At 55.3% G+C, this 23,903-nt stretch carries 22 protein-coding genes; 9 read left to right on the plus strand and 13 right to left on the minus strand.

Annotated features, from left to right (window positions below):
• From METLU_RS0113815 to METLU_RS0113835, 5 genes are all read right to left on the minus strand, one after another.
• Positions 1-915, minus strand: coding sequence for a DMT family transporter (locus METLU_RS0113815; RefSeq protein WP_027158734.1), 915 nt, complete (start codon positions 913-915; stop codon positions 1-3).
• Complete coding sequence (locus METLU_RS0113820) at positions 915-1,991, minus strand: phosphotransferase enzyme family protein (protein WP_027158735.1); 1,077 nt, start codon at positions 1,989-1,991, stop codon at positions 915-917. Before METLU_RS0113820 ends, METLU_RS0113815 begins: the two co-directional genes overlap by 1 nt.
• Positions 1,992-2,243: 252 nt before the next feature.
• A complete protein-coding gene (rdgB, locus tag METLU_RS0113825; RefSeq protein ID WP_027158736.1) occupies positions 2,244-2,861 on the minus strand; it encodes an RdgB/HAM1 family non-canonical purine NTP pyrophosphatase in 618 nt (205 codons plus the stop codon).
• Positions 2,858-3,580 (minus strand): ribonuclease PH, encoded by a 723-nt coding sequence (rph, locus tag METLU_RS0113830; protein ID WP_027158737.1) that lies wholly within the window; start codon positions 3,578-3,580, stop codon positions 2,858-2,860. The genes rdgB and rph overlap by 4 nt, the downstream gene beginning before the upstream one ends.
• A gap of 82 nt (positions 3,581-3,662) precedes the next feature.
• Positions 3,663-4,565: a serine/threonine protein kinase gene (locus METLU_RS0113835; protein WP_027158738.1), complete on the minus strand. Its 903-nt coding sequence runs from the start codon at positions 4,563-4,565 to the stop codon at positions 3,663-3,665.
• Positions 4,566-4,610: 45 nt separating this feature from the next.
• On the opposite strand from METLU_RS0113835, the gene METLU_RS0113840 reads away from it, so the two are divergent.
• Both METLU_RS0113840 and gmk read left to right on the plus strand, forming a co-directional pair.
• Entirely contained in the window at positions 4,611-5,477 is an 867-nt protein-coding gene (locus tag METLU_RS0113840) for a YicC/YloC family endoribonuclease (RefSeq protein WP_027158739.1), read from the plus strand.
• Between the two features lie 60 nt (positions 5,478-5,537).
• On the plus strand, positions 5,538-6,155 hold the full coding sequence (gmk, locus tag METLU_RS0113845) for a guanylate kinase (RefSeq protein WP_027158740.1): 618 nt from the start codon (positions 5,538-5,540) through the stop codon (positions 6,153-6,155).
• 132 nt (positions 6,156-6,287) lie between these two features.
• On the opposite strand, the gene METLU_RS0113850 is transcribed toward gmk, so the two are convergent.
• The 5 genes from METLU_RS0113850 to METLU_RS0113870 all read right to left on the minus strand — a co-directional run bounded on the left by METLU_RS0113850 (position 6,288) and on the right by METLU_RS0113870 (position 12,526).
• Positions 6,288-6,593: a DUF3240 family protein gene (locus METLU_RS0113850; protein ID WP_027158741.1), complete on the minus strand. Its 306-nt coding sequence runs from the start codon at positions 6,591-6,593 to the stop codon at positions 6,288-6,290.
• Positions 6,590-9,685, minus strand: a complete 3,096-nt coding sequence (locus tag METLU_RS0113855) for an efflux RND transporter permease subunit (protein WP_027158742.1) — start codon at positions 9,683-9,685, stop codon at positions 6,590-6,592. The genes METLU_RS0113850 and METLU_RS0113855 overlap by 4 nt, the downstream gene beginning before the upstream one ends.
• A complete protein-coding gene (locus METLU_RS0113860) occupies positions 9,685-10,776 on the minus strand; it encodes an efflux RND transporter periplasmic adaptor subunit (RefSeq protein ID WP_027158743.1) in 1,092 nt (363 codons plus the stop codon). The genes METLU_RS0113855 and METLU_RS0113860 overlap by 1 nt, the downstream gene beginning before the upstream one ends.
• Positions 10,773-12,023, minus strand: coding sequence for a TolC family protein (locus METLU_RS0113865; RefSeq protein ID WP_027158744.1), 1,251 nt, complete (start codon positions 12,021-12,023; stop codon positions 10,773-10,775). Before METLU_RS0113865 ends, METLU_RS0113860 begins: the two co-directional genes overlap by 4 nt.
• Before the next feature lie 92 nt (positions 12,024-12,115).
• Positions 12,116-12,526, minus strand: a complete 411-nt coding sequence (locus METLU_RS0113870) for a hypothetical protein (protein WP_231383610.1) — start codon at positions 12,524-12,526, stop codon at positions 12,116-12,118.
• A gap of 105 nt (positions 12,527-12,631) precedes the next feature.
• Between METLU_RS0113870 and METLU_RS0113875 the strand changes: the two genes are divergently transcribed.
• The 3 genes from METLU_RS0113875 (at position 12,632) to METLU_RS0113885 (ending at position 15,700) form a co-directional block, all read left to right on the plus strand.
• Positions 12,632-13,597, plus strand: coding sequence for a Tim44 domain-containing protein (locus METLU_RS0113875; RefSeq protein ID WP_027158746.1), 966 nt, complete (start codon positions 12,632-12,634; stop codon positions 13,595-13,597).
• 518 nt (positions 13,598-14,115) lie between these two features.
• Entirely contained in the window at positions 14,116-14,703 is a 588-nt protein-coding gene (locus METLU_RS0113880; protein WP_027158747.1) for a class I SAM-dependent methyltransferase, read from the plus strand.
• A 133-nt stretch (positions 14,704-14,836) separates the two neighbouring features.
• Positions 14,837-15,700, plus strand: coding sequence for a dioxygenase family protein (locus tag METLU_RS0113885; RefSeq protein ID WP_027158748.1), 864 nt, complete (start codon positions 14,837-14,839; stop codon positions 15,698-15,700).
• Positions 15,701-15,862: 162 nt separating this feature from the next.
• Here METLU_RS0113885 and METLU_RS0113890 read toward each other — a convergent pair whose 3' ends face one another.
• The gene (locus tag METLU_RS0113890) at positions 15,863-17,395 is read right to left on the minus strand and encodes a hypothetical protein (protein ID WP_027158749.1); all 1,533 of its coding nucleotides are present in this window, start codon (positions 17,393-17,395) and stop codon (positions 15,863-15,865) included.
• Positions 17,396-17,632: 237 nt separating this feature from the next.
• Positions 17,633-17,755: a hypothetical protein gene (locus METLU_RS28985; RefSeq protein ID WP_269209259.1), complete on the minus strand. Its 123-nt coding sequence runs from the start codon at positions 17,753-17,755 to the stop codon at positions 17,633-17,635.
• A gap of 346 nt (positions 17,756-18,101) precedes the next feature.
• Here METLU_RS28985 and METLU_RS0113905 point away from each other — a divergent pair, with 346 nt between their 5' ends.
• Complete coding sequence (locus METLU_RS0113905) at positions 18,102-18,365, plus strand: hypothetical protein (protein ID WP_027158750.1); 264 nt, start codon at positions 18,102-18,104, stop codon at positions 18,363-18,365.
• Positions 18,366-18,764: 399 nt separating this feature from the next.
• The gene (locus tag METLU_RS0113910; RefSeq protein ID WP_027158751.1) at positions 18,765-19,277 is read left to right on the plus strand and encodes a hypothetical protein; all 513 of its coding nucleotides are present in this window, start codon (positions 18,765-18,767) and stop codon (positions 19,275-19,277) included.
• 37 nt (positions 19,278-19,314) lie between these two features.
• Here METLU_RS0113910 and norR read toward each other — a convergent pair whose 3' ends face one another.
• The gene (norR, locus tag METLU_RS0113915; protein ID WP_027158752.1) at positions 19,315-20,850 is read right to left on the minus strand and encodes a nitric oxide reductase transcriptional regulator NorR; all 1,536 of its coding nucleotides are present in this window, start codon (positions 20,848-20,850) and stop codon (positions 19,315-19,317) included.
• Positions 20,851-21,037: 187 nt separating this feature from the next.
• Here norR and hcp point away from each other — a divergent pair, with 187 nt between their 5' ends.
• Together hcp and mmoC are read left to right on the plus strand one after the other, a co-directional pair.
• Positions 21,038-22,708 (plus strand): hydroxylamine reductase, encoded by a 1,671-nt coding sequence (hcp, locus tag METLU_RS0113920; RefSeq protein ID WP_027158753.1) that lies wholly within the window; start codon positions 21,038-21,040, stop codon positions 22,706-22,708.
• A 67-nt stretch (positions 22,709-22,775) separates the two neighbouring features.
• Positions 22,776-23,807: an aromatic/alkene monooxygenase hydroxylase FAD-binding subunit MmoC gene (mmoC, locus tag METLU_RS0113925; RefSeq protein ID WP_027158754.1), complete on the plus strand. Its 1,032-nt coding sequence runs from the start codon at positions 22,776-22,778 to the stop codon at positions 23,805-23,807.
• Positions 23,808-23,903 lie beyond the last annotated feature (96 nt).

Raw genomic sequence — 23,903 nt, forward strand, 5'->3', positions numbered from 1 at the left:
TCAGGATTTGGCGCGGCTGACCACATAAACGCCGGCCAGTACAAAAACCGTGCCGGACAACTGTATGATCGTGACGGCTTCGCCTAGAAATAAGAAAGCCAGCGCCAGTGTCGCGATCGGGCCGATCATGCTGATAATGGAAGCCGGGCCGGCGCCGATTCTTCTGATGCCCGCATTCATGAAAAACGACGGCAATACGGTGGAAAAGACCGCCATCAACAAGGCCTGTTTATAAACTTCGGCAGGGAAACCGGTCAGCGCCACGCCATGATTGACGGCAAAATGCATGAGGGTGGCGATACTGGCAATGGTCATCGTGTAAGCCGTGAAACGCGCGGAGCCTATGCGCCGGCCCATGACGCCGCTGCCCATGGTGAAAAAGGCAAAGACCACGGCGCCGGCCAGCACCAGTGACGATCCCAGCCAGATGCCCGATGATTCCATGGACAGCTGTTCGATAAAAACCAGTATCATGCCGGCGTAACTCAAAGCCAGCGCGACCATTTCACGCAATGAAATGCCCCGTTTGTGAGCCAGCGCCGAAAACAGCACGACGAAGGTCGGATACAAAAACAGGATGATCCGCTCCAGCCCGGCCGAAATGTACAGCAGGCCGATAAAATCCAGATAGCTGGCTATGTAATAGCCCATCAGGCCCAGGACGGCAACCCCGCCCCACTGCCTTTTAGTTAGTGCCTCGGCCGGCGATTTCCTGTTATGCCAGAGCGCGACCACCAGAAAAAACGGCAGCGAAAAAAACATGCGCAAAGCCATCAGGCTGATCGCGTCTATTTGCCCTTCGACCGCGTAAGCCAGCTTGATGAAGATGGCCTTGGCCGAAAAACCCAGGGCGCCGAGCAGCACCAGGCCGCAGCCGATGAGCAGATTGCGCTGCTCGGATGAAGCGGCGCTCACTATCGCGTTCCCATCGTCTGCTTTTTCAGGCGCGCTATCAATCGCCTGATGGCCGATTCCTGCCGTATGATGCTGTCGCAGAGCCGGAATTGCTCGACCGCGCGCCGCAGGTTTTGCCCTGGCTCCGTCACTTTGAAATAGCGATCGCCATCCAGATGATCGGTAAAAAACCGGAGGCCCAGTTCAAAAGGAATCAACCGTATGGCCGGGTACAGATAATCGTAATCGGATGCGGAAAAAAACGCGCTGGTCTCGGCCAGATAGCTTTCCAGGATAACGGCGCAGCGATCCGTATCGAACCCGACAGGATCTGTCGTCTGGCAGCAGGAGCGCAGGCAATCGCCGATGTCATAATGCACCAGTCCCGGCTTGACGGTATCCAGGTCAACAATGCCGGCAACGGTTTTACTGTGCCTGTCGAACAGGAAGTTATTGAGCTTGGGATCGCCGTGCATGACGCGCAGGGTCAGCAGGCCCTGCTGTTTTGCCGTTTCCAGGTCATCGGCGATGCGCCGGAGCCGATCGATGAAGTCGGCGCAATAGCGGCTTTCAGGTGATGAAATCCGGGTGCCTGCTGAAACCTGATCATAACGGCTCAGGTAGTTCGGCGTGATATGAAAACCGGGCAGGGTATCGTGCAGGGTGGCGGGATCAAGGTCGCTGAGCAGGCGATGGAAATGGCCCAGCGCGAATCCTGCCTGCGCCGCCTCATGCGCGTTGCCGATGACTTCCAGGCTTTCGGTGTTGTCGATAAAGCTCAGTGCCCGCCAGTAATTGCCCTCTTTTTCATAATAACTGTTGCTTTCAGCCGTCGATAAAATGTCCGGGACCCGCAATTTAACCGAGTCGGCGTTTTTCTGTCGGAGATGCCGGTTTAACGTGAGCAGATTCTCCATGATCAGGGCCGGCTGTGGGAAAACCGTCGTGTTGATGCGTTGCAGGACAAACGGCGATGAGTTCGTCAGGACCAGAAACGTATCATTGATCAGGCCATTGCCCAGCGGTTGTATGTCGATGACGGCTTGGCTTTGGGTGAATTGGCGGGCGATGGGAAATAATGAATCAAAGGCTGGCATGGCGTTTTTTGAATCCGGTGTAGCGGCTCATGGCCGGTTTTTTATCAAGTCTGCCACGAGTTTAAATTTTTATTATGGACATTTTTCCCAAACACGGATAACTGTTCTTGCCAAGCTGATGTGGCACAGCTGTAGCGTCGAATTCAGTTATGCTCTACAGGGTATTCGGCCCGACCCCTTATTGTGCGAATGAATTCGCACCTACGCGCGCCGCAGTTTGGCGCAGCAAACGCGCGTTCCGATGCCGGAGGCCTAAAAGCTTCCCTTGGCCCGGATCAAGGTTACTAAATCCCTTAATGCCTTGCCTCTGTGGCTCAGCGAATTTTTAACGGCCGGCGTCAGTTCGGCTGAGGCGCAGTTATGCTCCGGCACCCAGAACACCGGATCATAGCCGAAGCCGTTTTCACCAGCGGCCTGAGCCAGAATGCGGCCTTCCCAGACGCCCTGGGCGATCACCGGGCAGGGATCGCCGGCATGCGCCATGAACACCATGACGCAAATAAAGCGCGCGCTGCGCTGCTGATCGGGCACGCCTTGCAATTCGCGCAGCAGTTTTTCGATGTTGTCCTGATCGCTGGCGCCGACGCCGACGCCTGCATATCTGGCCGAGAATACGCCGGGCGCGCCGTCCAGAGCGTCGACGACCAGACCGGAATCGTCGGCAATAGACGGCAGTTTGCACTGGCGCGCCGCATTTCTGGCTTTCAGGATCGCATTTTCTACAAACGTGATGCCTGTTTCCTCGCATTCGGCGACATTGAACGCGGACTGCGGAACAATCGTGTGACCGGCAAGCAGGGCCTGGATTTCCCTGATCTTGCCGGCATTGCCGCTGGCCAGCACGATTTGTTGCGACTGGCTCAAACTCATTTAAAGTTTTCCATCGCTTCGCGCTGTTTTCTCAGCAGCTGCTTGATGCCGCAACCGGCCAGTTCCAGCATCGCGTCCAGTTCTTCCTTTCTGAATGCATGGCCTTCGGCCGTGCCCTGGACCTCGATGAAAGCGGCTGCGTCATTCATGACCACATTCATATCGGTTTCGGCATTGCTGTCCTCGGCATAGTCCAGATCCAGCACCGGCACGCCGTTGTATATACCGACGGACACGGAGGCGACCTGCCCGTGCAGCGGGTTGGTTCTGATTTGTCTGCGTTTGAGCATTTTTTGCACGGCCAGCGACAAGGCGACGAAGCCGCCCGTGATCGACGCCGTGCGCGTGCCGCCGTCCGCCTGCAGCACATCGCAGTCTATCGTGATGGTGTTTTCGCCCAAGGCTTTCAAATCCACTGCGGCACGCAACGATCGGCCGATCAGGCGCTGAATTTCCAGTGTGCGGCCGCCCTGTCTGCCGCTGCTGGCTTCCCGTCCTATGCGGCTGTGCGTCGAGCGCGGCAGCATACCGTATTCCGCGGTAATCCAGCCTTCGCCCTTGCCTTTCAGAAAACGCGGCACATGGTTCTCGACACTGGCCGTGCACAGCACGCGCGTGTCGCCAAATTCAACCAGAACAGATCCTTCCGCATGTTTTGTAAAGCCGCAGGTAAATTTTATGTCTCGCAGTTGATCCGGGTTACGTCCGCTAGGTCTCATTATCTGTTCCGCCAAAATAAAACGGCACAGTATACCTGATTGCGGGGTGTACAGGCTCAATTTAAAGGCATGAGGCAAGTGTTTATTTTCTGGCGGCAAGCGCCTGCTGCAACTGGGCGACCGATTGCGGGCGCTTTTCCGGCCGCAGTTCCATGGCCCAGTCTATGGCTTTCAACAAGAATTCCGGAAATCTGTTTCTAAAGGCTTTAACGGCGGGCACGAGGGTATCCTGCTGCACCCTGTCCGGCGCGGGAATCAGCGGTTTATATTCGATACAGGCGCGCATGCTGGCGCCAACGGCATAAATATCCGTCCAGGGGCCTAACGGCGTTCTGAAGTCATGCTGCTCTATGGGAGAGAAGCCTTTAGTCAGTATCTTGCCTTGCTTGGTCAACCGTCCGTGCGGAAAACGCTGGATGGCGCCGAAATCGAGCAATAACGCGTCATTGCCGGGGCGTACAAGAATATTGGCGGGTTTGACGTCCAGGTGAAGAAAATGATGTTCATGCATATGGCTGATGCCGTTCAGCAGCGAATTGAATACGGCCAGCAGAAATTCTTCGGTGACAGGCAGGGCTTTGTTTTTCAGAAGTTTATTGAGCGTCACGCCATAGTCATAAGTCATGACCATATAAACCGTCGCGTTGGCTTCAAAAAAATTGATAACCTCGACGATATTGGGGTGTTTCAGCTTCGCCAGAACCTTGGCCTCCTCAAAAAACAAGGCTCTGCCGCGTCGAAACAGGGGCTGGGTTTCATCGCTGTTGGCGACGACCATGTTGTTCCAGGTTCTATGGGCCAGCTTGCGCGGCAAATATTCCTTAATCGCAACCTGAACCTGATCGCTCATTTGCCGGGCGAGATAGACTGAGCTGAATCCGCCGTGCGCCAATTCCCGCTCGATTATATACTGGTCTATAATAGTGCCGGTTTGAAGATAGTTCCACTGCTTCGGATAGGTGTCGGGGTCGTAGTATTCGGCCATTGCAAAAATTCTGTCGGACTAAGACTCTACAAGTATAGGTGAAAAATGATAAGAAGTATGACCGCTTTTGCCGGTAATGAAGCAGAAATCGGCAACCTGACCCTCAGCTGTGAATTGCGCACGGTCAACCACCGCTACTGCGATATCTCATTCAAATTGCCGGATCGCTTGCGTTTTATGGAGTCTGATCTGCGCGCCCTTATCGCGGCCAAAATTAAACGCGGCAAAGTGGAATGCATTATAAACAGCAAGAAACAGGCTAACGATGGGCAAAGTCTTGTCGTTAACCATGATGCCGTCGCGGCATTACTGGCAGCGGCCAATGAAATCGAACAGCAGATGCTGGCCCCGCTGTCATTTTCGGCACTGGAGGTGCTGGCTTTTCCTGGCATACAGCAGGAATCCGATAATGACAGGGAACAGCTTAAGTCCGGTGTATCGGCACTGGTCGGTCAAACGCTGGGCCAGTTGCTGGAAGTCAGGGAACGGGAAGGCGCCCAGCTCGGCGAACTGATCGCGGAGCGCTGCCTGAAAATGCAGGAATTCGTGACCTCGGCCGGCAAGCGCATGCCGGAAGTCCTGCTTCAGCTTCGCAGCAAATTGAAAGACAGAATCACCGAACTGGTCGCCGAGCCCGACTTCGACCGCCTGGAGCAGGAACTGGTTTTTCTGGCTCAAAAACTGGATATCTCCGAGGAACTGGACCGGCTGGAAACTCATATTACCGAAGTGTTAAGGGTGCTCAAGCAAAAAGATCCGGTCGGCAGGCGGCTGGATTTTTTAATGCAGGAATTAAACCGCGAGGCCAACACCCTGGGCTCGAAATCGGCCGATAAGGAAATGACGCAGATCTCCATTGAGCTGAAAGTGCTGATTGAGCAGATGCGCGAACAGATACAGAATGTTGAGTAAGGCGCTGACCGCACCTGATTCTAGCACCCCAGCCAAATGCCCCTACTGATACAGAACTCTATGAACCACGGCAAACTTTACATTATTTCCGCCCCGTCCGGAGCCGGTAAAACCAGTTTGGTCAGACAACTGGTCGCCGATCTCGACAGCCTGACCGTATCGGTCTCTCATACGACTCGTCCGATGCGCCCCGGCGAGGTACATGGCCGGGATTATTACTTTGTCCCGGTGGCGGATTTTCAGGCCATGCTGGAGCGGCAGGCATTTCTTGAGCATGCCCAGGTGTTCGATAATTTCTACGGCACCGCGCAGCAGACCGTGGAGGAAAACCTGAGCAAGGGCCTGGATGTGATTCTGGAAATCGACTGGCAGGGCGCCCAGCAAATAAAAAAACTACTGCCGGACAGCCTGTCCATTTTCATTCTGCCGCCTTCGACCGCCATTTTGCAGCAGCGCCTCCGAAATCGCGGCCAGGACGACGAGCAGATCATTGCCCGCCGTATGCGCGATGCCGTCACCGAAATAAGCCATTATGACGAATTCGATTATCTGATCGTCAATGACGTATTTGAACAGGCGCTGACCGAGTTAAAAAGCATCCTGATCGCCAATCGGTTAACGAGACAACGGCAACAGCATAATCTGGATCTGTTGTTGAAAGCCCTCCTTTCCCAATAAAGGCCGCAAGCCTAGGATAAGGCTCAATCAGCAGGTAGGCTGGGTTGGTAAACCCGGCATTTCGAAGCCGCCAAAGCTGGGTTTCCGCGAAGCTCCAACCCAGCCTACAAAACTTAATGATACGCCGGCTTTTTAGATAAAGCCGTTTTCAATGACCGGCATGACCCAGTAATGGATGCCCGCGCCGGAAAACTCCTGCCTTAACTGCGCCAATAACACCGGCAATCCCTGCTCCGGCACATACATTTGAAAGCGGACTTTTTTCTGCCGGCCCGTGACCTGCTCAAGCAGCGACAAGCCCTCGTTTTTATGGTCATGCGAATTGACCAGGAAACTGCTGAAACCGTGCTCCGATTCCAGAATCAGCAAATTATCGACGACCGCTTCTTCAAGGCCGGGCGGGACGTTCAGGGTAACCAGGTATTCTTTACCGTTCATGATTTGACTCCATCAGTCATCGAGTTCATCTCTGCTTGCAGCGCAGGCGATTGACCGAATAATTTAAACAAAATAGGCAACAGAAACAGCGTCAGGAACGTGGACGAAACCAGGCCGCCGATCACGACGATAGCCAGCGGACGCTGAATCTCGGAGCCCGGACCGGTCGCAAACAGCAGCGGAATCAGGCCGAAAGCCGCGATGCTGGCTGTCATCAGCACGGGCCGCAAGCGCCGCATGGAGCCGACGACCACGACCTGCGCCGTGGCCATGCCGGCCGCGCGCAACTGGTTGAAATAGCTGACCATGACCACGCCGTTCAGCACCGCGATGCCGAGCAGGGCGATAAAGCCGACCGAGGCCGGCACCGACAGGTATTCGCCCGACAGCCACAAGGCGAAGACGCCGCCGACCATGGCCAGCGGAATGTTCGACAAGACCAGTGTGGCCTGACGCACCGAGCCGAATGTCGAGAACAGCAGCAGAAAGATCAGGCCCAGCGATACCGGGATCACGAGCGAGAGCGTCGCGGCCGCGCGCTGCTGATTCTCGAACTGGCCGCCGAATTCGACGAAATAACCGGTCGGCAGATCCACCTTGTCCCTGACGGCCTGACGCGCTTCATCGACAAAACCGACCAGGTCGCGGTCCTGCACGTTGCTGCTGATCACGACAAAACGCTGGCCGCGCTCGCGCTCTACCGACACCACGCCTTCGACTTTTTCCAGGCGAGCGACGGTCGTGATCGGCACATGGCCGCCATCGGGCAGGGTCACTTGCAGATTTTCAAAGCTGGCCGTGTTGCTGGCGCCACGAAGGAGCAATGGCGTGCGCTTGATGCCTTCCTGCACGATGCCCAGTTTCAGTCCTTCGATCTGCGCGCGCAGCATTGTCTCGATGCTGTCGCTGTCCAGACCCAGGCGTCCGGCCGCCGTTTTGTCGATCGTCAGCTGCAGAAACTGCATGCCTTCGTTCTGCTTCGTGAACACATCGCTGGACCCTTTGATGGCTCTCAGGACTTCGGCGATCCGCGCCGCTTTCTCATTCAACACGTTCAGGTCCGGGCCGAACAGCTTGACCGCAACATCGCCGCGCGTGCCGGTCAGCATCTCCGACACACGCATCTCGATTGGCTGCGTGAATTTAAAGGCGATGCCCGGCGTGGTGCCCATGACGGTCCGGATTTCCTCGATCAGTTCTTCCTTGCTGCCCATGCGCCATTCCTCCTTAGGCTTCAGGATCAGGAAGGTATCCGTGTCGTTCAGGCTCATCGGGTCCAGGCCCAGCTCATCGGTGCCGACCCTCGCGACCACATCGGTTATTTCAGGAATGCTTTTGAGCAGGTTTTTCTGCACCTGCACGTCCAGAGCCACCGAGTCCGCCAGCGTGATCGACGGCAGTTTTTCCAGCTGCACGATGATGTCGCCTTCATCCATGGTCGGCATGAACGTGCTGCCGATCTGCGTGAAGGCCGCCGCCGTGGCGACTAGCAAGACGCCGGCGCCGATAAAGACTTTCTTGCTGTTGGCGATGCACCACAACAAGGCCGGCTGGTACAGCTTCAGCAACTGCCGGGGCAGCCAGGGCTCCTCGTGGGACACTTCTTTCAGCAGATACGAAGACAGCACCGGAATCACCGACAGGGACAACAGCAGCGAACCGCTGAGCGCGAACACGATCGTCAACGCCACCGGCGTGAACAGTTTGCCTTCCAGGCCCTGCAGGGTCAGCAGCGGCAGGAATACGATGATGATGATCAGGATGCCCGACGTCACGGGCACGGCCACTTCGCGCGTGGCGCGGTAGATCACGTGCAGGCGCGGCAGGCGTTGGGCTTTTTCAGTGTGCGCCATGTGCGTGATGATGTTTTCGACCACGACCACGGCCGCATCGACGAGCATGCCGATCGCGATGGCCAATCCGCCCAGGCTCATCAGGTTGGCCGACATGCCCATCTGCTGCATCAGGATGAACGTCACGAGAGCCGCCAGCGGCAAGGCCAGGGCAACGGTCAGCGCGGCGCGCAGGTTGCCGAGGAACAGAATCAGCAAAATCACGACCAGCACGATCGCTTCCAGCAAGGCATGCTGAACCGTGTCGACGGCCTTGTCGACCAGATTGCCGCGGTTATAGAACACGGTCGCTTTGACGCCGGGCGGGAAGCCGGCTTTAAGCTCGTCCATTTTTGCCTGTATGCCTTCGATGGTCTGACGCGCATTGGCGCCGCGCAAACTCAGCACCAGGCCGGTAACCGATTCGCCCTTGCCGTTTTTGCTGACCGCACCGTAGCGGGTCAATGAACCGATTCTGATATCGGCGACATCGCTGACCTTGATCGGCGCGCCGTTCTTATTATCGACAACGATGGCTGCGACATCGTCCTGGGTTTTGATGCGGCCCTCGGCACGCACGATCAGCGCTTCTTCACCTTCGGTGAGGCGGCCCGCGCCATCATTGCGGTTATTGCTTTGCAGCGCCTCCACCAGTTCGGCGATATTAATACCGCGCGCGGCCATGCGCATATTGTCCGGCACCACCTCGAAGCTTCTGACCAGCCCGCCCAGCGAGTTGACGTCGGCCACGCCGGGCACGGTGCGCAGGGCAGGGCGGATGACCCAGTCCAGCAGGGTGCGCCGTTCCATCAGGCTCAGATCGCCGCCCTCGATCGAGAACATGAACATTTCGCCGAGCGGCGTCGTCATCGGCGCGATGCCGCCCTCGACGCCCTCGGGCAGATCGCTCCACAGGGTGTTCAGGCGTTCAGCGATCTGCTGGCGCGCCCAATAGATATCGGTGCCTTCCTCGAAATCAACCGTGATATCGGTCAACGCGTATTTGGCAATCGAGCGCAGCATGGTCTGATGCGGAATGCCCAGCAGTTCGACTTCTATCGGCGCGGTAATGCGCGCTTCGACCTCTTCCGGCGTCATGCCGGCCGCTTTCACGATGACTTTGACCTGGGTCGGCGAGACTTCCGGAAACGCATCGATCGGGATATTTTTAAACGCGTAATAGCCGCCGCCCGCGAGCAGCGCTACTACAAGCAGCATCAATATGCGCTGGCTCAGCGCAAAACGAATCAGACCACCCATTATTCATCGCCCCCGAGCCCCAGCCAGTTGGCTTTCAGCGCAACCGAACCCGTGACCGCGATGTCTTCGGCGCCGGTCAATTCGCCGGTAATGATCGAATCAGTATCCTGCCTGCCGATGACAGTGACCGGTTGGACCCGAAAGCCCTGGTCCGTGCGGATAAAGATATAGGCCCGGCCTTCGTTCTGGGCGATGGCCGCGTTCGGCACTTTGAAAGCGACCTTATCACTGCCCTGAATGATCCGCGTGTTGACTTTTTGCCCGGCGCGCACGGCTGCCGGTGTTTCCTTGATGACGGCTCGGGCCAGCAGTGTCTGGTTTTCCGGATTGACGCTCTGGCCGAGCAGGCTGATGCGCGCCGTGACCTCGGTATTGTCGATCAGCACCTGATCGCCAATATGAATATCGCCGATGCGCTCCTGCGGGATATTGATTTCCAGCCAGAGTTCGCTCAGGTCGGCGATGCGGTACAGCGGCGCCAGATTGTCTATGCGCTGGCCGGCGGCGGCCATGCGCTCGAGCACGACGCCCGACATGGGCGCGCGCAGCGTCAGCAGGCTGGTCAAACGCTGGGTTTTAGCCAAACGATTGATTTCCCCGACCGACATGCCGGCCATTTCCAGCAATTGCCGAGCTTCGTGCGCTTCGGTCTGATAAAGCTGGTACTGGCTGCGCGTTTCCTGAGAGCGCCGGCCGGAAATCACGCCTTCTTCCAGCAGTTTTTTATCGCGGTTATAAACCGCGCGGCCCAGTTCCAGTTCATTGACGGCTTTAAGATATTGCTGCTGCAGGGCCAGGAGGTCCGGGCTGTTGATCTCGGCCAGCGCCTGGCCTTTCTCGACTTTATCGCCGACGGCTACATACAGTTTCGTGATCAGGCCTGCCTGTGCGGTGCTGACGATATGCTCGCGCGCGGGCGGGATCGCGATTCTGGCCGGCGCATACAGGACCGGCACCTGGCTGGCGGGCTCGGGCTTGCCCAGTTTCACGCCCAGATTGTCGATATGTTCCTGGGCTATCTGAATGACATTGTCAGCCGCCTGAACGCCGGCGCCGGCCAGACTCAGCAGTAATAATAAAATAATGTTCATGGGGTAACTCCGACGGCTTGGTTGTACAGCGCTTTATCGCGCTCCAGTATGACTGAACGTTCTTTGGCATTAAGGATGGCCTGCTGAGCTCTGGACTGGATCCTCAGCAGATCAAGCAGGTTGATTTCGCCCAGCGAAAAACTCAGCTCCGTCATTTTCAGATGCTCTTCGGCCGCCTGCTTTAACTGCTCGGCAATGACCAGTTCGGCCCGGTTGACTTCCAGGTTATGCTCGGCTTCGTGGTGGGCCTGCTCGAGATCCCTGCTGAGCTGCCCTCGATCGGCAACCAGCCTGTTCAGTTCGACATTGGCGGCGGCCACCCTGGGCGCCAGGTGCGCGCTGCCGCCGAATGGCACGGACACGGCGATATTAAAGCTTTCGGTCTTGTTACTGCGTTCGTCAGGTCCATGATCGGTGTTGATGCCGACCGCGACATCGGGCTGACCCGAGCCTACCGCCCTGATGGCCTCGACTTCGGCCTGCTTGCGCGTGATTTGGTTATTAATGGCGACCAGGGCCGGGTGATTCTGCTGGATTTCGGCTATGTCGGCCAAGGTCTCACGGTAGTTGCCGGGCACTTTCGTCATCTGCGTGATGCTGGCATAGCGCTTGCGCGCATGCATGACTTCGGCCTCGGCCTGCGTCAGTACGGCGCGCTTCTGCAGCAGCTCGGTCTTCGCCAGCAACAAGTCGGCGCGCGGCAGATCGCCCAGCTCGACGCGGCGCTCAACCTTGGCCAGCAATTGTTCAAACACGCCGACTTCGTTTTGTGCCTGGTCATAGCGGATTTGCTGCAGTTCCATGTCCCACAAGGCCGCCCTGACCAGTCCCGCCACGCGTAATTTAACGGCGGCCGATTGCGACTGCGCGCTGCTTTCGGCCTGTCTCGCGACGGCCTGTTCAGCATCGCGCTGGCCGAAGTTCCACAGCGGCGCTTTAACGCTGGCGTCGCCATAATGCAGCGTGCCGCTGGTGGCCTCCTGAAAGAACAGTCCGAGACTGGGTGCACCGGCCAGCCAGCTCTTACTGCGTTGATCGAGCGCAGCGGATTCTTCTTCCAGCGCTTTGAGCCAGGCGTTGTCAGGATGTTTTTCCAGTGTTAAATCAATGGCTTGAGCCAGGCTCATGCCGGCGTCGATTTCAATCGGATCGCGATGGGCCACAATGGGCAGTGTATCCGCCAAGCCCAGCGAAGTGGCCAGCACATACACAGACAAGCACCCTCTAATAAGATTAAGGGCAAACATAGTAAAAGCTCCGGTAGCGGCTTAATACCGCTTATAGATTTTTAGTAAATATAAGGAAAAGTTCTGCAGCAGAACTTAAAAAACAGAGGGAATCAGGAGACGGGAGGCGCGCGTGGCGAGAGCGAGGGAATAAATAACCGGCAGACAAACGGCGACGGTTGCGGAGAAAAGTTGATATCGAATGCCGAGACAGGCGCGTTGGAGATGCCTATCTCCTGATGCAAATAATAGCTGTGATCGGCAGTCGTATCGGCATCGGCGTGTATCTGGTTGTGCTTGATGCCGGCATCGACGCCGATGATGGCCGCTTCGGAACCTGAGATATGGTTTGTCGGCTGAGACAGAAATGCATGCTGTTCCGCAGTATACATCTCAAGACCGGGGACATGCAGACCCTTATTCGACAGGTTTTCACCGGCATGCGCATGCACCAGCGGTGCAATCAATTGCAGCAGGGCCAGAAAGAAAACAAGATAGACGCGTAGGGCTGAAAACATGTCCATAATGCTATGCTAATAAAAAAGAATTAACAACTTGTAATTTGTTAATTCATCCTTATATCGATTACACCTCAATTCGATGTTATTTAACATACCTTCTAAAAAATCATGAACAGATATACCGGCATAATAGCCACTTTATTAATCGGCCTGTCGTTGTCGCTGGGCAGTATTTCAGACGCCGAGGCCAAACGCTTCGGCGGCGGCAGTTCTTTCGGCGGCCGATCCTCCTTCAGCCAGCCTTACAAGCGTTCCGCCGACGCACCGGCCCGTTCGGCCAGTCAACAACAGCAACAGCAGCAAGCCACCCAACAAAACCAGACGGCCAGACCGGGCATGGCTAACCGCAGCGGACTGATGGGCATGCTGGGCGGTCTGGCGCTGGGCGGTTTGCTAGGCTCATTGCTGGCCGGCGGCGCTTTCCAGGGCATCAACTTCCTCGATATCCTGGTGCTGGGCGCTCTGGCATTCCTGCTGTATAAGTTCTTCGCGGCTAAAAAAGCGCGTGAACAACAACCCGTTTACAACCGGACTGCCGGTCACTATGACAACAGCGAGTCGGCCCATACGCCGCAATCCGGTTCATCGAACCCGGCCGGATTCGATACCGATATCCTGTTTAACAAAGACAAGCCAGGCGCTGAACCGGCTGTGCAGAATTTTCAGCAGGACGCCGACTTCGGCCAGGACGTCGCCGTGCCGGCCGGTTTCGACACGCCGGCGTTTCTGTCCGGCGCCAAAACCGCCTTCAAGACGCTGCAAAAAGCCTGGGATGACCGCGACCTGGCCGAAATCAGAGGGCTGACGACCGACAAGGTATTCGCCGAGATTCAGGATCAGCTTAAAGCCTCCGGTGAACAAAACCGCACCGATGTCCTGAAACTGGAAGCGGAACTGCTGGAAGTGCGCGAAATCGGCTCGGAACTGCAAGCGACAGTCCTGTTCGACGTGATCATGCGCGAAGACAGCAATGTGCAGCCCGATCAGGTCCGCGAAGTCTGGCATTTCGTCAAGCCCAAAAACAGCATCCAGCCCACCTGGTATCTGGACGGCATTCAGCAATTGGAAGATTGATTGCCGGCATAGCCAGTAAATCCTGTCGCTCCAGCGTTCTGCTGGAGCGGTTTTATATTATCCCTTCTTGTTGCTATTCCCTTTCTTTAGCGGCTCTTGCCTGGTTCTATGCCGCGTCTTACCAATTATCCAAGTATAAGATGCGGTTCGTACCTCACCGCATCCTGCCGCGCTCTGGCTATTACAGGTAAGTATTCTCTTACGTAATATAACGTATTGAGTAAGTTGTTATACGTATCTAACATTCCAAGCTCAAGTGAAACTTAAGCTCAGCTTGATACCGGCCCAGACTAAGGGCCGATAGTTTCAGGCTGGGGACGCATTTGAGAGCAACACACGCAATAACAATGGCTTTCACTCGCTTGGCCGTTCCGTCATGAGCGCTTAATTTGGTTGTCCGTGTCAATGCCTCAAGCCCATTAAGCAGGTCTGTCGCTGGCTTAATATTATAGTAGGATCAAATTACCCTTAATTCAAAAATTAAGAAATATTTCAACTTTTTTTAAAAAAGATTTTTTATGCCATTTAGTCAAAGTTCGCAGCTTTCATCAATTGTAGGTTTTTTAGAAATGTTACAACCGACCTCTATCTTAGATATAGGTGTTGGTATGGGGCAATATGGATTTCTCGCACGCACGAATCTTGAAAACGAACATCTTTTTATAGTCAATGGTGCGAATGCTATCCAGCGTCCTAAAGGTGAATGGAAGATACGGATTGACGGAATTGAAGCTTTCAAGACATACCGTACCCCAATACATGATTACGCGTATGATCATATTTATTGGGATGATGCTTTAGATGCTCTGCCTAAAATAAACGATAATGAATACGAATTAGTTTTAGCCATTGATGTTCTAGAACACTTTACAACGGAACAGGGTATTATTTTTTTAAATCAAATAAAACGTGTTTCGAAAAATAAAATATTAATTAGTACGCCGAAAACATTTATACATCAGGAAGTTGAAGCCAATCCTTTTGAAAATCATAGGTCTTTATGGAGCGAATCGCAGTTAATAGAACAAGGTTTTGTAGAAACAATACCGAATGATTTTAGTTGGATTTCTATTCACTCATCGGCCTCTGTACACGAAAAAAGATAATTGATTGATTTATATAAATGACCATAGGATGCGCTTTGTGCCTCGGCATATCCTATGGCCCTGGATATAAGGAATTATATCGTCACTTCCCTGTCTGAAATCAAAACTGCATTAGCTGTAGAGGGAGTGAATCATGAGCACCTCGCCTAATCAAGAATTCACTGAGAAAGTGCTGAAGGCTTACTCGGATATCGACAACCCAAGGCTCAAATCCGTCATCTCGATCCTGATCAAACACCTGCACGCCTGTGTTAAAGAGATGAAGGTGACCGACAAGGAATGGGAATTTGCCTGGGACTTCATGAAAAGAATGGCCGAGAAAACCAGCCCTCTCGGAAATGAATTCCTCTTTTTTGCCGACGTCATGGGCCTGAGTCAGTTGATTGAAATACTCAATCATGGGGAACAGGAACAACCAGTGGGGGTTGCGCTGCTGGGGCCTTTTTTTCGTGCTGACGCCCCTTTCCGCGAACGAGGCGCTTCCATTGCCAGCGATGATACGCCGGGCGCTCGCGCCAGAATCTCAGGGCGGGTATTCGAATTTGAGAATAACGCTCCCATCGAAGGGGCGATCCTCGATATCTGGCAAGCCGCGGCCAATGGCCTGTATGAGAACCAGGATGAGCAACAGCCGGACTACCATCTGCGCGGCCGTTTCAGAACGGATAAAAACGGGACTTTCGAGCTGATCGCGCTGATGCCGACCGCCTATCACATCCCGGACGATGGCCCGGTAGGCGAATTCTTGAAGATCGCCAAACGGCCACCCGTCAGGCCGGCGCACATCCATGTTATCGTGTCGGCGCCTGGCTATGAAACGCTCGTCACGCAAATCTTCGTCAAAGGGGATCCGGACATTGAAGACGATGTCGTTTTTACGGCGAGCCAGAACATGGTCGGCGATTTCAAGCAGGAAGGGGGTGTCTTTCGTCTCACCTATGATTTTTCGCTTAAGCGAGGCATTTCGACCATGCCGAAAGCACCGATTCCCGCTTAGCGTCACCTTGGGGATCAGCGCGGTAGGATGCGGTGAGGCACGAACCGCATCATTCGAGATCTCGCGTTCGGGCGCTTCGGGTCGAATGAATTCGACCCTACAACAAAAAACCTATTCTCTTTTCTTATCCCAAACTCCGGTTAATTACACCGGATAGAGCAGCTAATCTTCCGGCCCCGCCGTCTTGAAACGGGCGGTCGCCCCCAGGAGGCCGACCACGAAGAAAGCCGTGCCCACAAGGGTAAAACGCAGATTCGACTCCTGGATGGTCAAATCGTCGGTAGCATAAAGCATGATAATGACGGCAACCGAGCCCCACCCAAGAAAACGCAACGCAGCGGCTATAATCAGCTTACCCAGCGTTTCCGAATCGCTTACCGGCGTGTCCAATCGATAAGCCACAAAACCGCACATGAGCGCCGGCAGAATTCCCCAGCGCATATGGTCCAGGAAGCTTTCCAGAAAACTGAAGTGATCCCGGCGGTAGAAGGTCAGTTCGAGAACAAGTACCGATACGATAGTGCTGACAATGAACCCTGTTATCATCATTGCCATATAGAACCCGTATCGATCGGACTGCTCCCGTTGGCGCCTGAAGGTGAGTGACCGTGAAATAAAGACGAGTGCTATCGGAAGGACATACATCGCAATGGCATAGGCGATCCACCGGAGCGTAGTGTAGCTAAAGTGCGGCAGGGGTTTATTCGGAAACAGGAAAACATTATGCAGCAGGACCGAAATCTCCCGGCCCAACATGACCCCGATAGCGGTGGCGGCCATGAAAAGCAGAACATATTTATAGGTATGTTTCAGGCGGGCCTCGTGGACGTTGCCGCCGAGCTGCTTCACGGTTGCCCATATATCATTCTCGCTTGCGCTCCCGAACACGACCAGCGAGGCGAGTAAGCGGCAGAGCAGGCCGGTGAGGTGGTCCAGTTCCTTTATCAGATTGATCGTCTTGGTATAGTGTGGTTCCGCTTTCTTCCAGACGGCCACTTTTTCCGACATCGCGTTATAGGAGATACAGATTTCCCCCCATTTCAGAGACGGTTCGGTGAACAAACGACGAAAAGACGATTGATTGGCGTAATCCTGTATCTGGTCAAAAAGCAGGCAATTATGAGCCCATTTATACTCGACCGTGGCGCTGGATTTTTCAAAATCGCCGGGGTCGATGCTCGACACCAGCAGGCGATTGGCAATTTGTGCTTTAAGGCTATCGTCGACCGCCGACAATCTCGACGTAATCAGAGCGTTATAGACTTCTACCGCCTTTGTCGGAATTGTGAAAGCGTCATGGATGCTGTCCCTCAAAATAAGCAAGGGATTGAACTTGCTTTCCCAGGCGATAAGAAAAAGAAAAAGCCCGGCGGCGATCAAAGGCATGATCGTGTTTCCGTCCAGGCCATTCAGAAGATTCACCAGTTCCCCGGAGCGGAGACTCTTCACGACCAGCGTCACAAGCGGTTCCAGGGGCAGCCACTGCCAGGTAAGCAACCAGTAAAGCGCTGCCATCAACGTGCAGTACGATGCGATCCCCAGCCAGTAGGTGCTTCTGCGGATAAAATATTGAGGGAGCGTCGGTTCAGCGCCTAACTGAATCCGGCGTTTTTGGAAGGACCGATAAGCGAGAAATAATACGGCCCCGGTTCCAAGAAGCTGCACTGCAAGGTTAATCAAGAGTTCGACAGTCATCGTGCGTCTGTTCCTTCATACTTTTTATAAGGTATCGAGTTTAGGAAAAATGTTAAGTCTCGCCCGATAACAGACGCGCTTATTAAACAATCCCGGTCGTATTTTACGCCAGTTCTACAATATCTGGAGTGTCATGATGCAGCATAACGGGGTCAGTTCTTACATTTGATATTCAGGCTGTGCTGTTTTTCACCGGAAACCCGTTTAAACCGGCAGGATACCCATGCCCCTTCTGATTTATTCGCGATTATTCTGCATGATATTTTCATGATGATTAGGGTCATGTCGATTTTGCCCTTTGGTATTTTCACAGCCCCAAAGTATTGCCAGTATGAAAAGCATTAGTGCTGATTGTTTCATCACCCGCTCCTTAATCAAATGGTGGCTCAGGCAAATAAAATAGCAAAAATCCGATGCAGTCAACTACCCCGTTTTACTCAAAAAACGTTGAAATTTTAGAGTGGCTAAATTTGTCTGCATAAGCGGCGGCAGGAACAGGGAAAAGGGGAAGCTGCCCTTCATGCCTGTGGATGACTGTAAAAAAGGCAATGCCTTTGCAATCGCTCAAGGCGCTTGTTTTTCTATTCACGGCCGTCTTGACAGGGTAAAGTTCCTCTTTGGCCGGCCGCTCTTAAAGCCAGCGTTTCAGCCATTCGAAAAATCCGCAATCCTGACCTAGTAAGATATAAAAGAGAGGTGCAAATCCATGTCTGAAGCTCTAGCGATTACCCATCTACTGCAAAATTGTAAGGAATTGAGCGCCTTTTGCAGCCAAAACGGCTGGATCATCAACGAGTCGATCCACTATGAAATCATCGAACGCCAGCCCGGGAGCCTATTGATCTATGTGACTTTTCTCGAAAGCATCATGGAAGGCTCCGGCTGCCAGGGCGATCAGAAATCCTGTTATGGCCGTTTGCGGCTGTTATTGAATGACCAGGGGGACATTACCGGCGTCGAACCGGCCTGATAGAATAGAGCTGCGGTTATCGATCAGGCATGCGGTCGGTTTTTGTTTCAGTACCCGCGCAACATTTCCCGCCCGTGTCTCTCAAGCGCACGATCCATTTCCTTGATGTGTCTGGCTTGTTCCCATGGCGAGCCTGAACGCTTTTTGATCGCCTCATTCCCACTTTTTCACGGCGGGAGAAGAGCAAAACACGCAAGTCCTGACAGTTTTACCATTTCCACGAGCAGAGCAATCCTACAACGCCTATGAGTTTCTGTTATCATGAGCCCCGCTTATAATTAAGGTGGTTGTGATTCAACCATTACCCTATTTTGTATTTTGTTACCCCGCAATGCGTCAAGAATACCTCTTTGAATTTACCGTTGTGCATTGCAGGTCTATCCAAACAGCTCTTTTACCATGAATTTGTTACTTCAATATCTTTCGCTTTGCTGGTTCACAAACAACCCCGCTGATTTACATCCTTCCAAATCGTTCATGTGGAAAGCCGTGGCTTTCTACCTGGTGTCGGGCATTATCGTCGAAAGCCTGATCGCCGACCCCGCCGATGGCACGCTGGAAGTATTGCTGCGAACCGTCATGGCCTTTTCGACCATCATCACATTATTGCTGATCATGAGAAAATGGGACTATTTTGGCCAGTTATTCACCGCTATTTTCATCTGCGAAAACTTTATCATGACGCTGGCGATCGGCGCCGAAGCGCTGGATTTAGTGATGGTAATGGAACACTACGAAAACCGAGAAGAGGTCTCCATCGGTTTGGCGGTGTTTCTGGTCGTATGGTATATCGCCATTGTCAGTTACATTTTTCGGCAGATGCTTTCGTTCAAAATGAGCAGCAGCATCGTTACTGCGTTCAGCTATTTTGTTCTGACTTACGGCCTACCGATGCTGTTCATGGATATATAAGCCGTCCTGTAAGCCGCGCTTGACTATCGCCCAATCATTAAATGGCCAAGCGCTTCAGCAGGCGATGAAAATTGCCTCGATCCAGCCCAAGCGCACGTGCGGCCGCCGCCCGATTGCCCTGATGCAGGGCGATTTGCTGCTGGACAAGCTGGCGCTGAAATTCGTCCACGGCGTCTTTAAAATCCATCGGTATGGACGGGATTGTCGATACATCTGTTACCGTGCCGCTTGTCCCGTCCTGTGAAGCCGGGGTGATGTCCAGATATGCGGGGGATATGGTGATAATGCCCGACTGACGGTTTGCCTGGGTCGATGCTTTAAGCGCGGCACGGCTCAGCAAATGCTCCAGTTCGCGAACGTTGCCGGGCCAGTGATAGTCCAGCAGGGCTTTTTTAGCGCCCGTGTCCAGACGCAGTTTCTTAAGGCCCAAGTGTTGCTGATTTTTTTCCAGGAAGGCGCCGGCGAGCAACAACACGTCTTTTTCCCTGCACCGCAAGGGCGGAACGTGCATGGGATAAACCGCCAGGCGGTGATAAAGATCGGAACGGAACAGGCCATTGGCGACTTCCTCTTGCAAGTTGCGGTTGGTTGCGGCAATGACGCGGACATTGACCTTGATTTGCCGGTCGCTGCCGACGCGCTGTATATCGCCGTTTTGCAAAGTCCGCAGCAGTTTCGCCTGGATTGAAAGCGGCAGCTCGCCGATCTCATCCAGAAAAATCGTACCGCCGTCGGCCAATTCGAATTTACCCGCGCGCTCGCTGATGGCGCCGGAAAACGCGCCCTTGCTGTGGCCGAACAGCTCGCTCTCGGCAATACTTTCCGGCAGCGCCGCGCAATTGACGTACACCATGACCTGGTCGGCGCGCTTCGATTCCAGATGAATGCGCTGGGCCACCAGTTCCTTGCCAACGCCCGTTTCGCCCAAAATCAAGACCGCCAGTTCCGAGGGCGCCACGATGGAGATTTCATTGCGCAGCGTTCGCATGCACTCGCTTTCACCGATCAGGCCGTGATCGGCATTCTTCTTGATCAGGGTGCGGGTGGCATAACTGACTCGCTGTTCCAGGGACGAAATCAGCCTGGCGGCTTTGACCGATGCGGCGGTCAGGCTGATGAAGGCATTGAATTGCACCGGGTCGATGTCGTCAAAAGTGCCCGAGCTCAGCGCATCCAGCGTTAAAACGCCCCAAGGTTCGCCATCGATAAACAGCGTAACTCCCATGCAGTCATGGACCAGCAGCCGGGTGTCTTCAGCCTCGATCAGCCCGTCGTAGGGATCGGGCAAATCGGAATCGGCAGCAAAGCGCACGGCTTGATCGGATGCCACAATCCGCGCCAACCGCGGATGCTCGGCAACGATAAAGCGCCGACCCAGCGTATCTTCCGACAATCCATTAACCGCCAGCGGGACCAGATGACGACCTTCCAGTTTCAGCAACGCCGATGCATCGCACGGGAAAGTCTGGCGCAAATGCTGCAACAGACGCTGATAACGCTGTTCCGGCGGCATGTGCATGGAAAGGTCCGCGACCACTGAAATCAGCGAGGTGAAAAAGGTATTCGTCGTCATAGTGATAACCCGGTTGTTAAACAAACAACTTTTCGGTGATGTTAATAAGACAACTATACATTGAAATCAGGCATAAAGTGTAAGGTTTTGTAAGCCCGGCATGGGTATTTTTTTCTTGGCATAGTTAGTGCAAAAGCTGACGTGAACATTGTTTTCATCCAAACAACCAACCCAAGGAGAACATCCGATGTTTTGTTACCAATGCGAACAGACCTACCGCTCCGAAACCGCCAGCGGCTGCGCGTCCACCAAAGGCATGTGCGGCAAGGATGCCACCACTTCCGACTTGCAGGACTTGCTGATCCACGGCGCCAAGGGCATTGCCCAGTACGCCAAGCGCGCCCGAGCCCTGAATGCCCCCGATAACGAAGCCGGCGGCTTCATACTGTATGCGCTGTTCACCACGCTGACCAACGTCAACTTCAATGCCACCCGCTTTACCGTGCTGTTGCAGCAAACCGCCTCGATACGGGATCGGGTCAAGGCGCGTTATGAAGCCGCCGCGCTGGCAGCGGGCAAAGTGCCTGAAAGCCTCACCGGCCCTGCTGCCTGGCAGCCAGCCGCGGACATGGAGGGCCTGCTCGGGCAAGCCGCCGAGGTGGGTATCAATGCCGGACTCGAGCAGGTGGGCCCCGACATCATCGGCCTGCGTTCGCTGGTGCTCTATGGCCTGAAGGGCGTCTGCGCCTATGCGCATCATGCCCATGTGCTGGGCAAAGAAAGCGAGGCCGTTTACGCCGGGATCGAAGATGCGCTGGATTTCCTGAGCTCGGAGCCCACAGACGCGGATGCCCTGCTCAACCAGTCCCTGGCCCTGGGCTTTCTGAACCTGTCCGTGATGGAATTGCTGGATGCGGCCAATACCGGCACCTTCGGCGCGCAACAGCCGACCCAGGTGCGCGTGACCCCGATTCCGGGCAAGGCCATCCTGGTATCCGGCCACGATCTGGGCGACCTGGCGGCGCTGCTGGAGCAAACCAGGGATACCGGCATCAATATCTACACGCACGGAGAGATGCTGCCCGCCCATGCCTATCCCAAACTCAAGGCCTATCCGCATCTGGCGGGCAATTACGGCGGCGCCTGGCAGGATCAGCAGAAGGACTTTGCCGACTTCCCCGGCCCCATCCTGATGACCTCCAACTGCATCATCGAGCCGCAGCCCCAGTACCGTCAGCGCATCTTTACCGCCGGCCCGGTAGGCTGGCCCGGCGTGCGCCATATCAGCGACAAGAATTTCGCGCCCTTGATCCAGGCCGCGCGAGCATTGCCCGGCTTCAAGGAAACAGCCGAGACTGAAAAAACCATCACCATCGGTTTCGGACGCGATGCCGTGCTCGGCGTCGCGGACCAGGTCATCGACGCGGTGAAGTCCGGTGCCATCCGGCACTTCTTCCTGATCGGCGGCTGCGACGGCGCCGCGCCCGGACGGAACTACTACACCGAGTTCGCCGAGAAGGCGCCGATGGACACCGTCGTGCTGACCCTGGGCTGCAACAAATACCGTTTCAACCAGCACGACTTCGGCGACATCGGCGGCATTCCGCGCCTGCTCGACATGGGGCAGTGCAACGATACTTACTCCGCCATCAAGGTTGCCGTCGCGCTGGCCGAAGCCTTCGACTGCGACGTGAATGACCTGCCTTTGTCGCTGGTGGTGTCCTGGTTCGAGCAGAAAGCCGCCGCCGTGCTGCTGACCCTGCTGGCACTGGGCATCCGCAACATTCGCCTCGGCCCCACGCTGCCCGCTTTCCTGACGCCGAACCTCGTGCAGGCGCTGGTGGACAGGTATGGACTCCAGCCCATCACCACGGCCCAGGCCGACATCGATGCCGCGCTGGCGCCCAAAGCCGCCTGATTGCCTATGCGGCCGGGAAGCTTGCGCGTTCCCGGCCGCATCATCCCTATTTGGAGCCTAAGAAAACATGAGCACTCATACCATTGAACTCACTACCCGCGACGGAGAGCTGCTCCGTTTCGATTGCGACGCCGACCAGAGCCTGCTGGAGGCCGCCGCCGACGCGCACATCGTGCTGCCTTCCCAATGCCGTCAGGGCAGCTGCGGCGCCTGCTACGCCGACGCCACACGCGGCGACTATATCCTGGGCGAGCACAATCCCGCCGCATTGCCGGCCGGCGCGGCAGAGAAGGGCGGCATCCTGCTCTGCCGCACCTTTCCCCTCAGCGATCTGAGCGTTTCCCTGCCTTTCGACCATGACCGCATCCTGCTGGGCGAAATCCGGCGCCGAAATGCCGATATCGCCGCCATCGAGCCGGTCGGCGAAAACACCGTGCGCCTGACGTTGCACCTCGCGCCGGACGACGGCGGAAGCGTGGCGGAATTCGAGCCCGGCCAGTTTGTGGAACTGGAAGTGCCGGGGCAGGCCATCAGGCGCGCTTACTCGCTCGCCAACACGGGCAACTGGGAAGGACGGCTGGAATTCCTGATCCGCCTCCAGCCCGGCGGGCTTTTCTCCACCTGGCTGCGGGAACAGGCCCATGCCGGTCAGACGCTGATCGTGCACGGCCCTCAAGGCGCCTTCGGCCTGAGCGAAAACGGCCTGAGGCCGCGCTGGTTCGTGGCCGGCGGCACGGGACTGGCGCCCATGCTGTCCATGCTCAGACGTATGGCCGAGTTTCAGGAACCGCACCCGGTCCGGCTCTATTTCGGCGTCAACCGGGTCGAAGAGTTGTTCTGCCTGACGGAGCTGGAAGCGTTAAAGGCGGAACTGCCCCAGCTCCAGGTGATTTTGTGCGTGTGGAAGCCGAACCAGGACTGGCAGGGCTTCTGCGGCACGCCGGCGGATGCGCTGGCTCAGGACCTGGACGACCTGAATGCCCGGCCCGACATTTACCTCTGCGGACCGCCCGCTCTGATTGACGCCGCCGAAGCGGCTGCCCGCTCTCAAGGCGTGCCGGTCGAACAGGTGTTCAGTGAAAGATTCCTGCCGGCCTGATGCTCTGACATCTGCCTTAACGTAACTGATGTTACGCACAGACGGTTTTTGCCCCGTTTGCCGCGCCGTGCGCCGAGGCTTGCAACGGCGGCAGGC

Origin of the sequence: Methylobacter luteus IMV-B-3098 (genome assembly GCF_000427625.1) — a bacterium.
Taxonomy (GTDB): Bacteria; Pseudomonadota; Gammaproteobacteria; order Methylococcales; family Methylomonadaceae; genus Methylobacter; species Methylobacter luteus.

Coding starts and splice junctions, on each gene's coding strand:
- METLU_RS0113820 (WP_027158735.1), bottom strand. CDS start 1,991: ATGCCAGCCTTTGATTCATTATTTCCCATCGCCCGCCAATTCACCCAA.
- rdgB (WP_027158736.1), bottom strand. CDS start 2,861: ATGAGTTTGAGCCAGTCGCAACAAATCGTGCTGGCCAGCGGCAATGCC.
- rph (WP_027158737.1), bottom strand. CDS start 3,580: ATGAGACCTAGCGGACGTAACCCGGATCAACTGCGAGACATAAAATTT.
- METLU_RS0113835 (WP_027158738.1), bottom strand. CDS start 4,565: ATGGCCGAATACTACGACCCCGACACCTATCCGAAGCAGTGGAACTAT.
- METLU_RS0113840 (WP_027158739.1), top strand. CDS start 4,611: ATGATAAGAAGTATGACCGCTTTTGCCGGTAATGAAGCAGAAATCGGC.
- gmk (WP_027158740.1), top strand. CDS start 5,538: ATGAACCACGGCAAACTTTACATTATTTCCGCCCCGTCCGGAGCCGGT.
- METLU_RS0113850 (WP_027158741.1), bottom strand. CDS start 6,593: ATGAACGGTAAAGAATACCTGGTTACCCTGAACGTCCCGCCCGGCCTT.
- METLU_RS0113855 (WP_027158742.1), bottom strand. CDS start 9,685: ATGGGTGGTCTGATTCGTTTTGCGCTGAGCCAGCGCATATTGATGCTG.
- METLU_RS0113860 (WP_027158743.1), bottom strand. CDS start 10,776: ATGAACATTATTTTATTATTACTGCTGAGTCTGGCCGGCGCCGGCGTT.
- METLU_RS0113865 (WP_027158744.1), bottom strand. CDS start 12,023: ATGTTTGCCCTTAATCTTATTAGAGGGTGCTTGTCTGTGTATGTGCTG.
- METLU_RS0113870 (WP_231383610.1), bottom strand. CDS start 12,526: ATGGACATGTTTTCAGCCCTACGCGTCTATCTTGTTTTCTTTCTGGCC.
- METLU_RS0113875 (WP_027158746.1), top strand. CDS start 12,632: ATGAACAGATATACCGGCATAATAGCCACTTTATTAATCGGCCTGTCG.
- METLU_RS0113880 (WP_027158747.1), top strand. CDS start 14,116: ATGCCATTTAGTCAAAGTTCGCAGCTTTCATCAATTGTAGGTTTTTTA.
- METLU_RS0113885 (WP_027158748.1), top strand. CDS start 14,837: ATGAGCACCTCGCCTAATCAAGAATTCACTGAGAAAGTGCTGAAGGCT.
- METLU_RS0113890 (WP_027158749.1), bottom strand. CDS start 17,395: ATGACTGTCGAACTCTTGATTAACCTTGCAGTGCAGCTTCTTGGAACC.
- METLU_RS28985 (WP_269209259.1), bottom strand. CDS start 17,755: ATGAAACAATCAGCACTAATGCTTTTCATACTGGCAATACTTTGGGGC.
- METLU_RS0113905 (WP_027158750.1), top strand. CDS start 18,102: ATGTCTGAAGCTCTAGCGATTACCCATCTACTGCAAAATTGTAAGGAA.
- METLU_RS0113910 (WP_027158751.1), top strand. CDS start 18,765: ATGAATTTGTTACTTCAATATCTTTCGCTTTGCTGGTTCACAAACAAC.
- norR (WP_027158752.1), bottom strand. CDS start 20,850: ATGACGACGAATACCTTTTTCACCTCGCTGATTTCAGTGGTCGCGGAC.
- hcp (WP_027158753.1), top strand. CDS start 21,038: ATGTTTTGTTACCAATGCGAACAGACCTACCGCTCCGAAACCGCCAGC.
- mmoC (WP_027158754.1), top strand. CDS start 22,776: ATGAGCACTCATACCATTGAACTCACTACCCGCGACGGAGAGCTGCTC.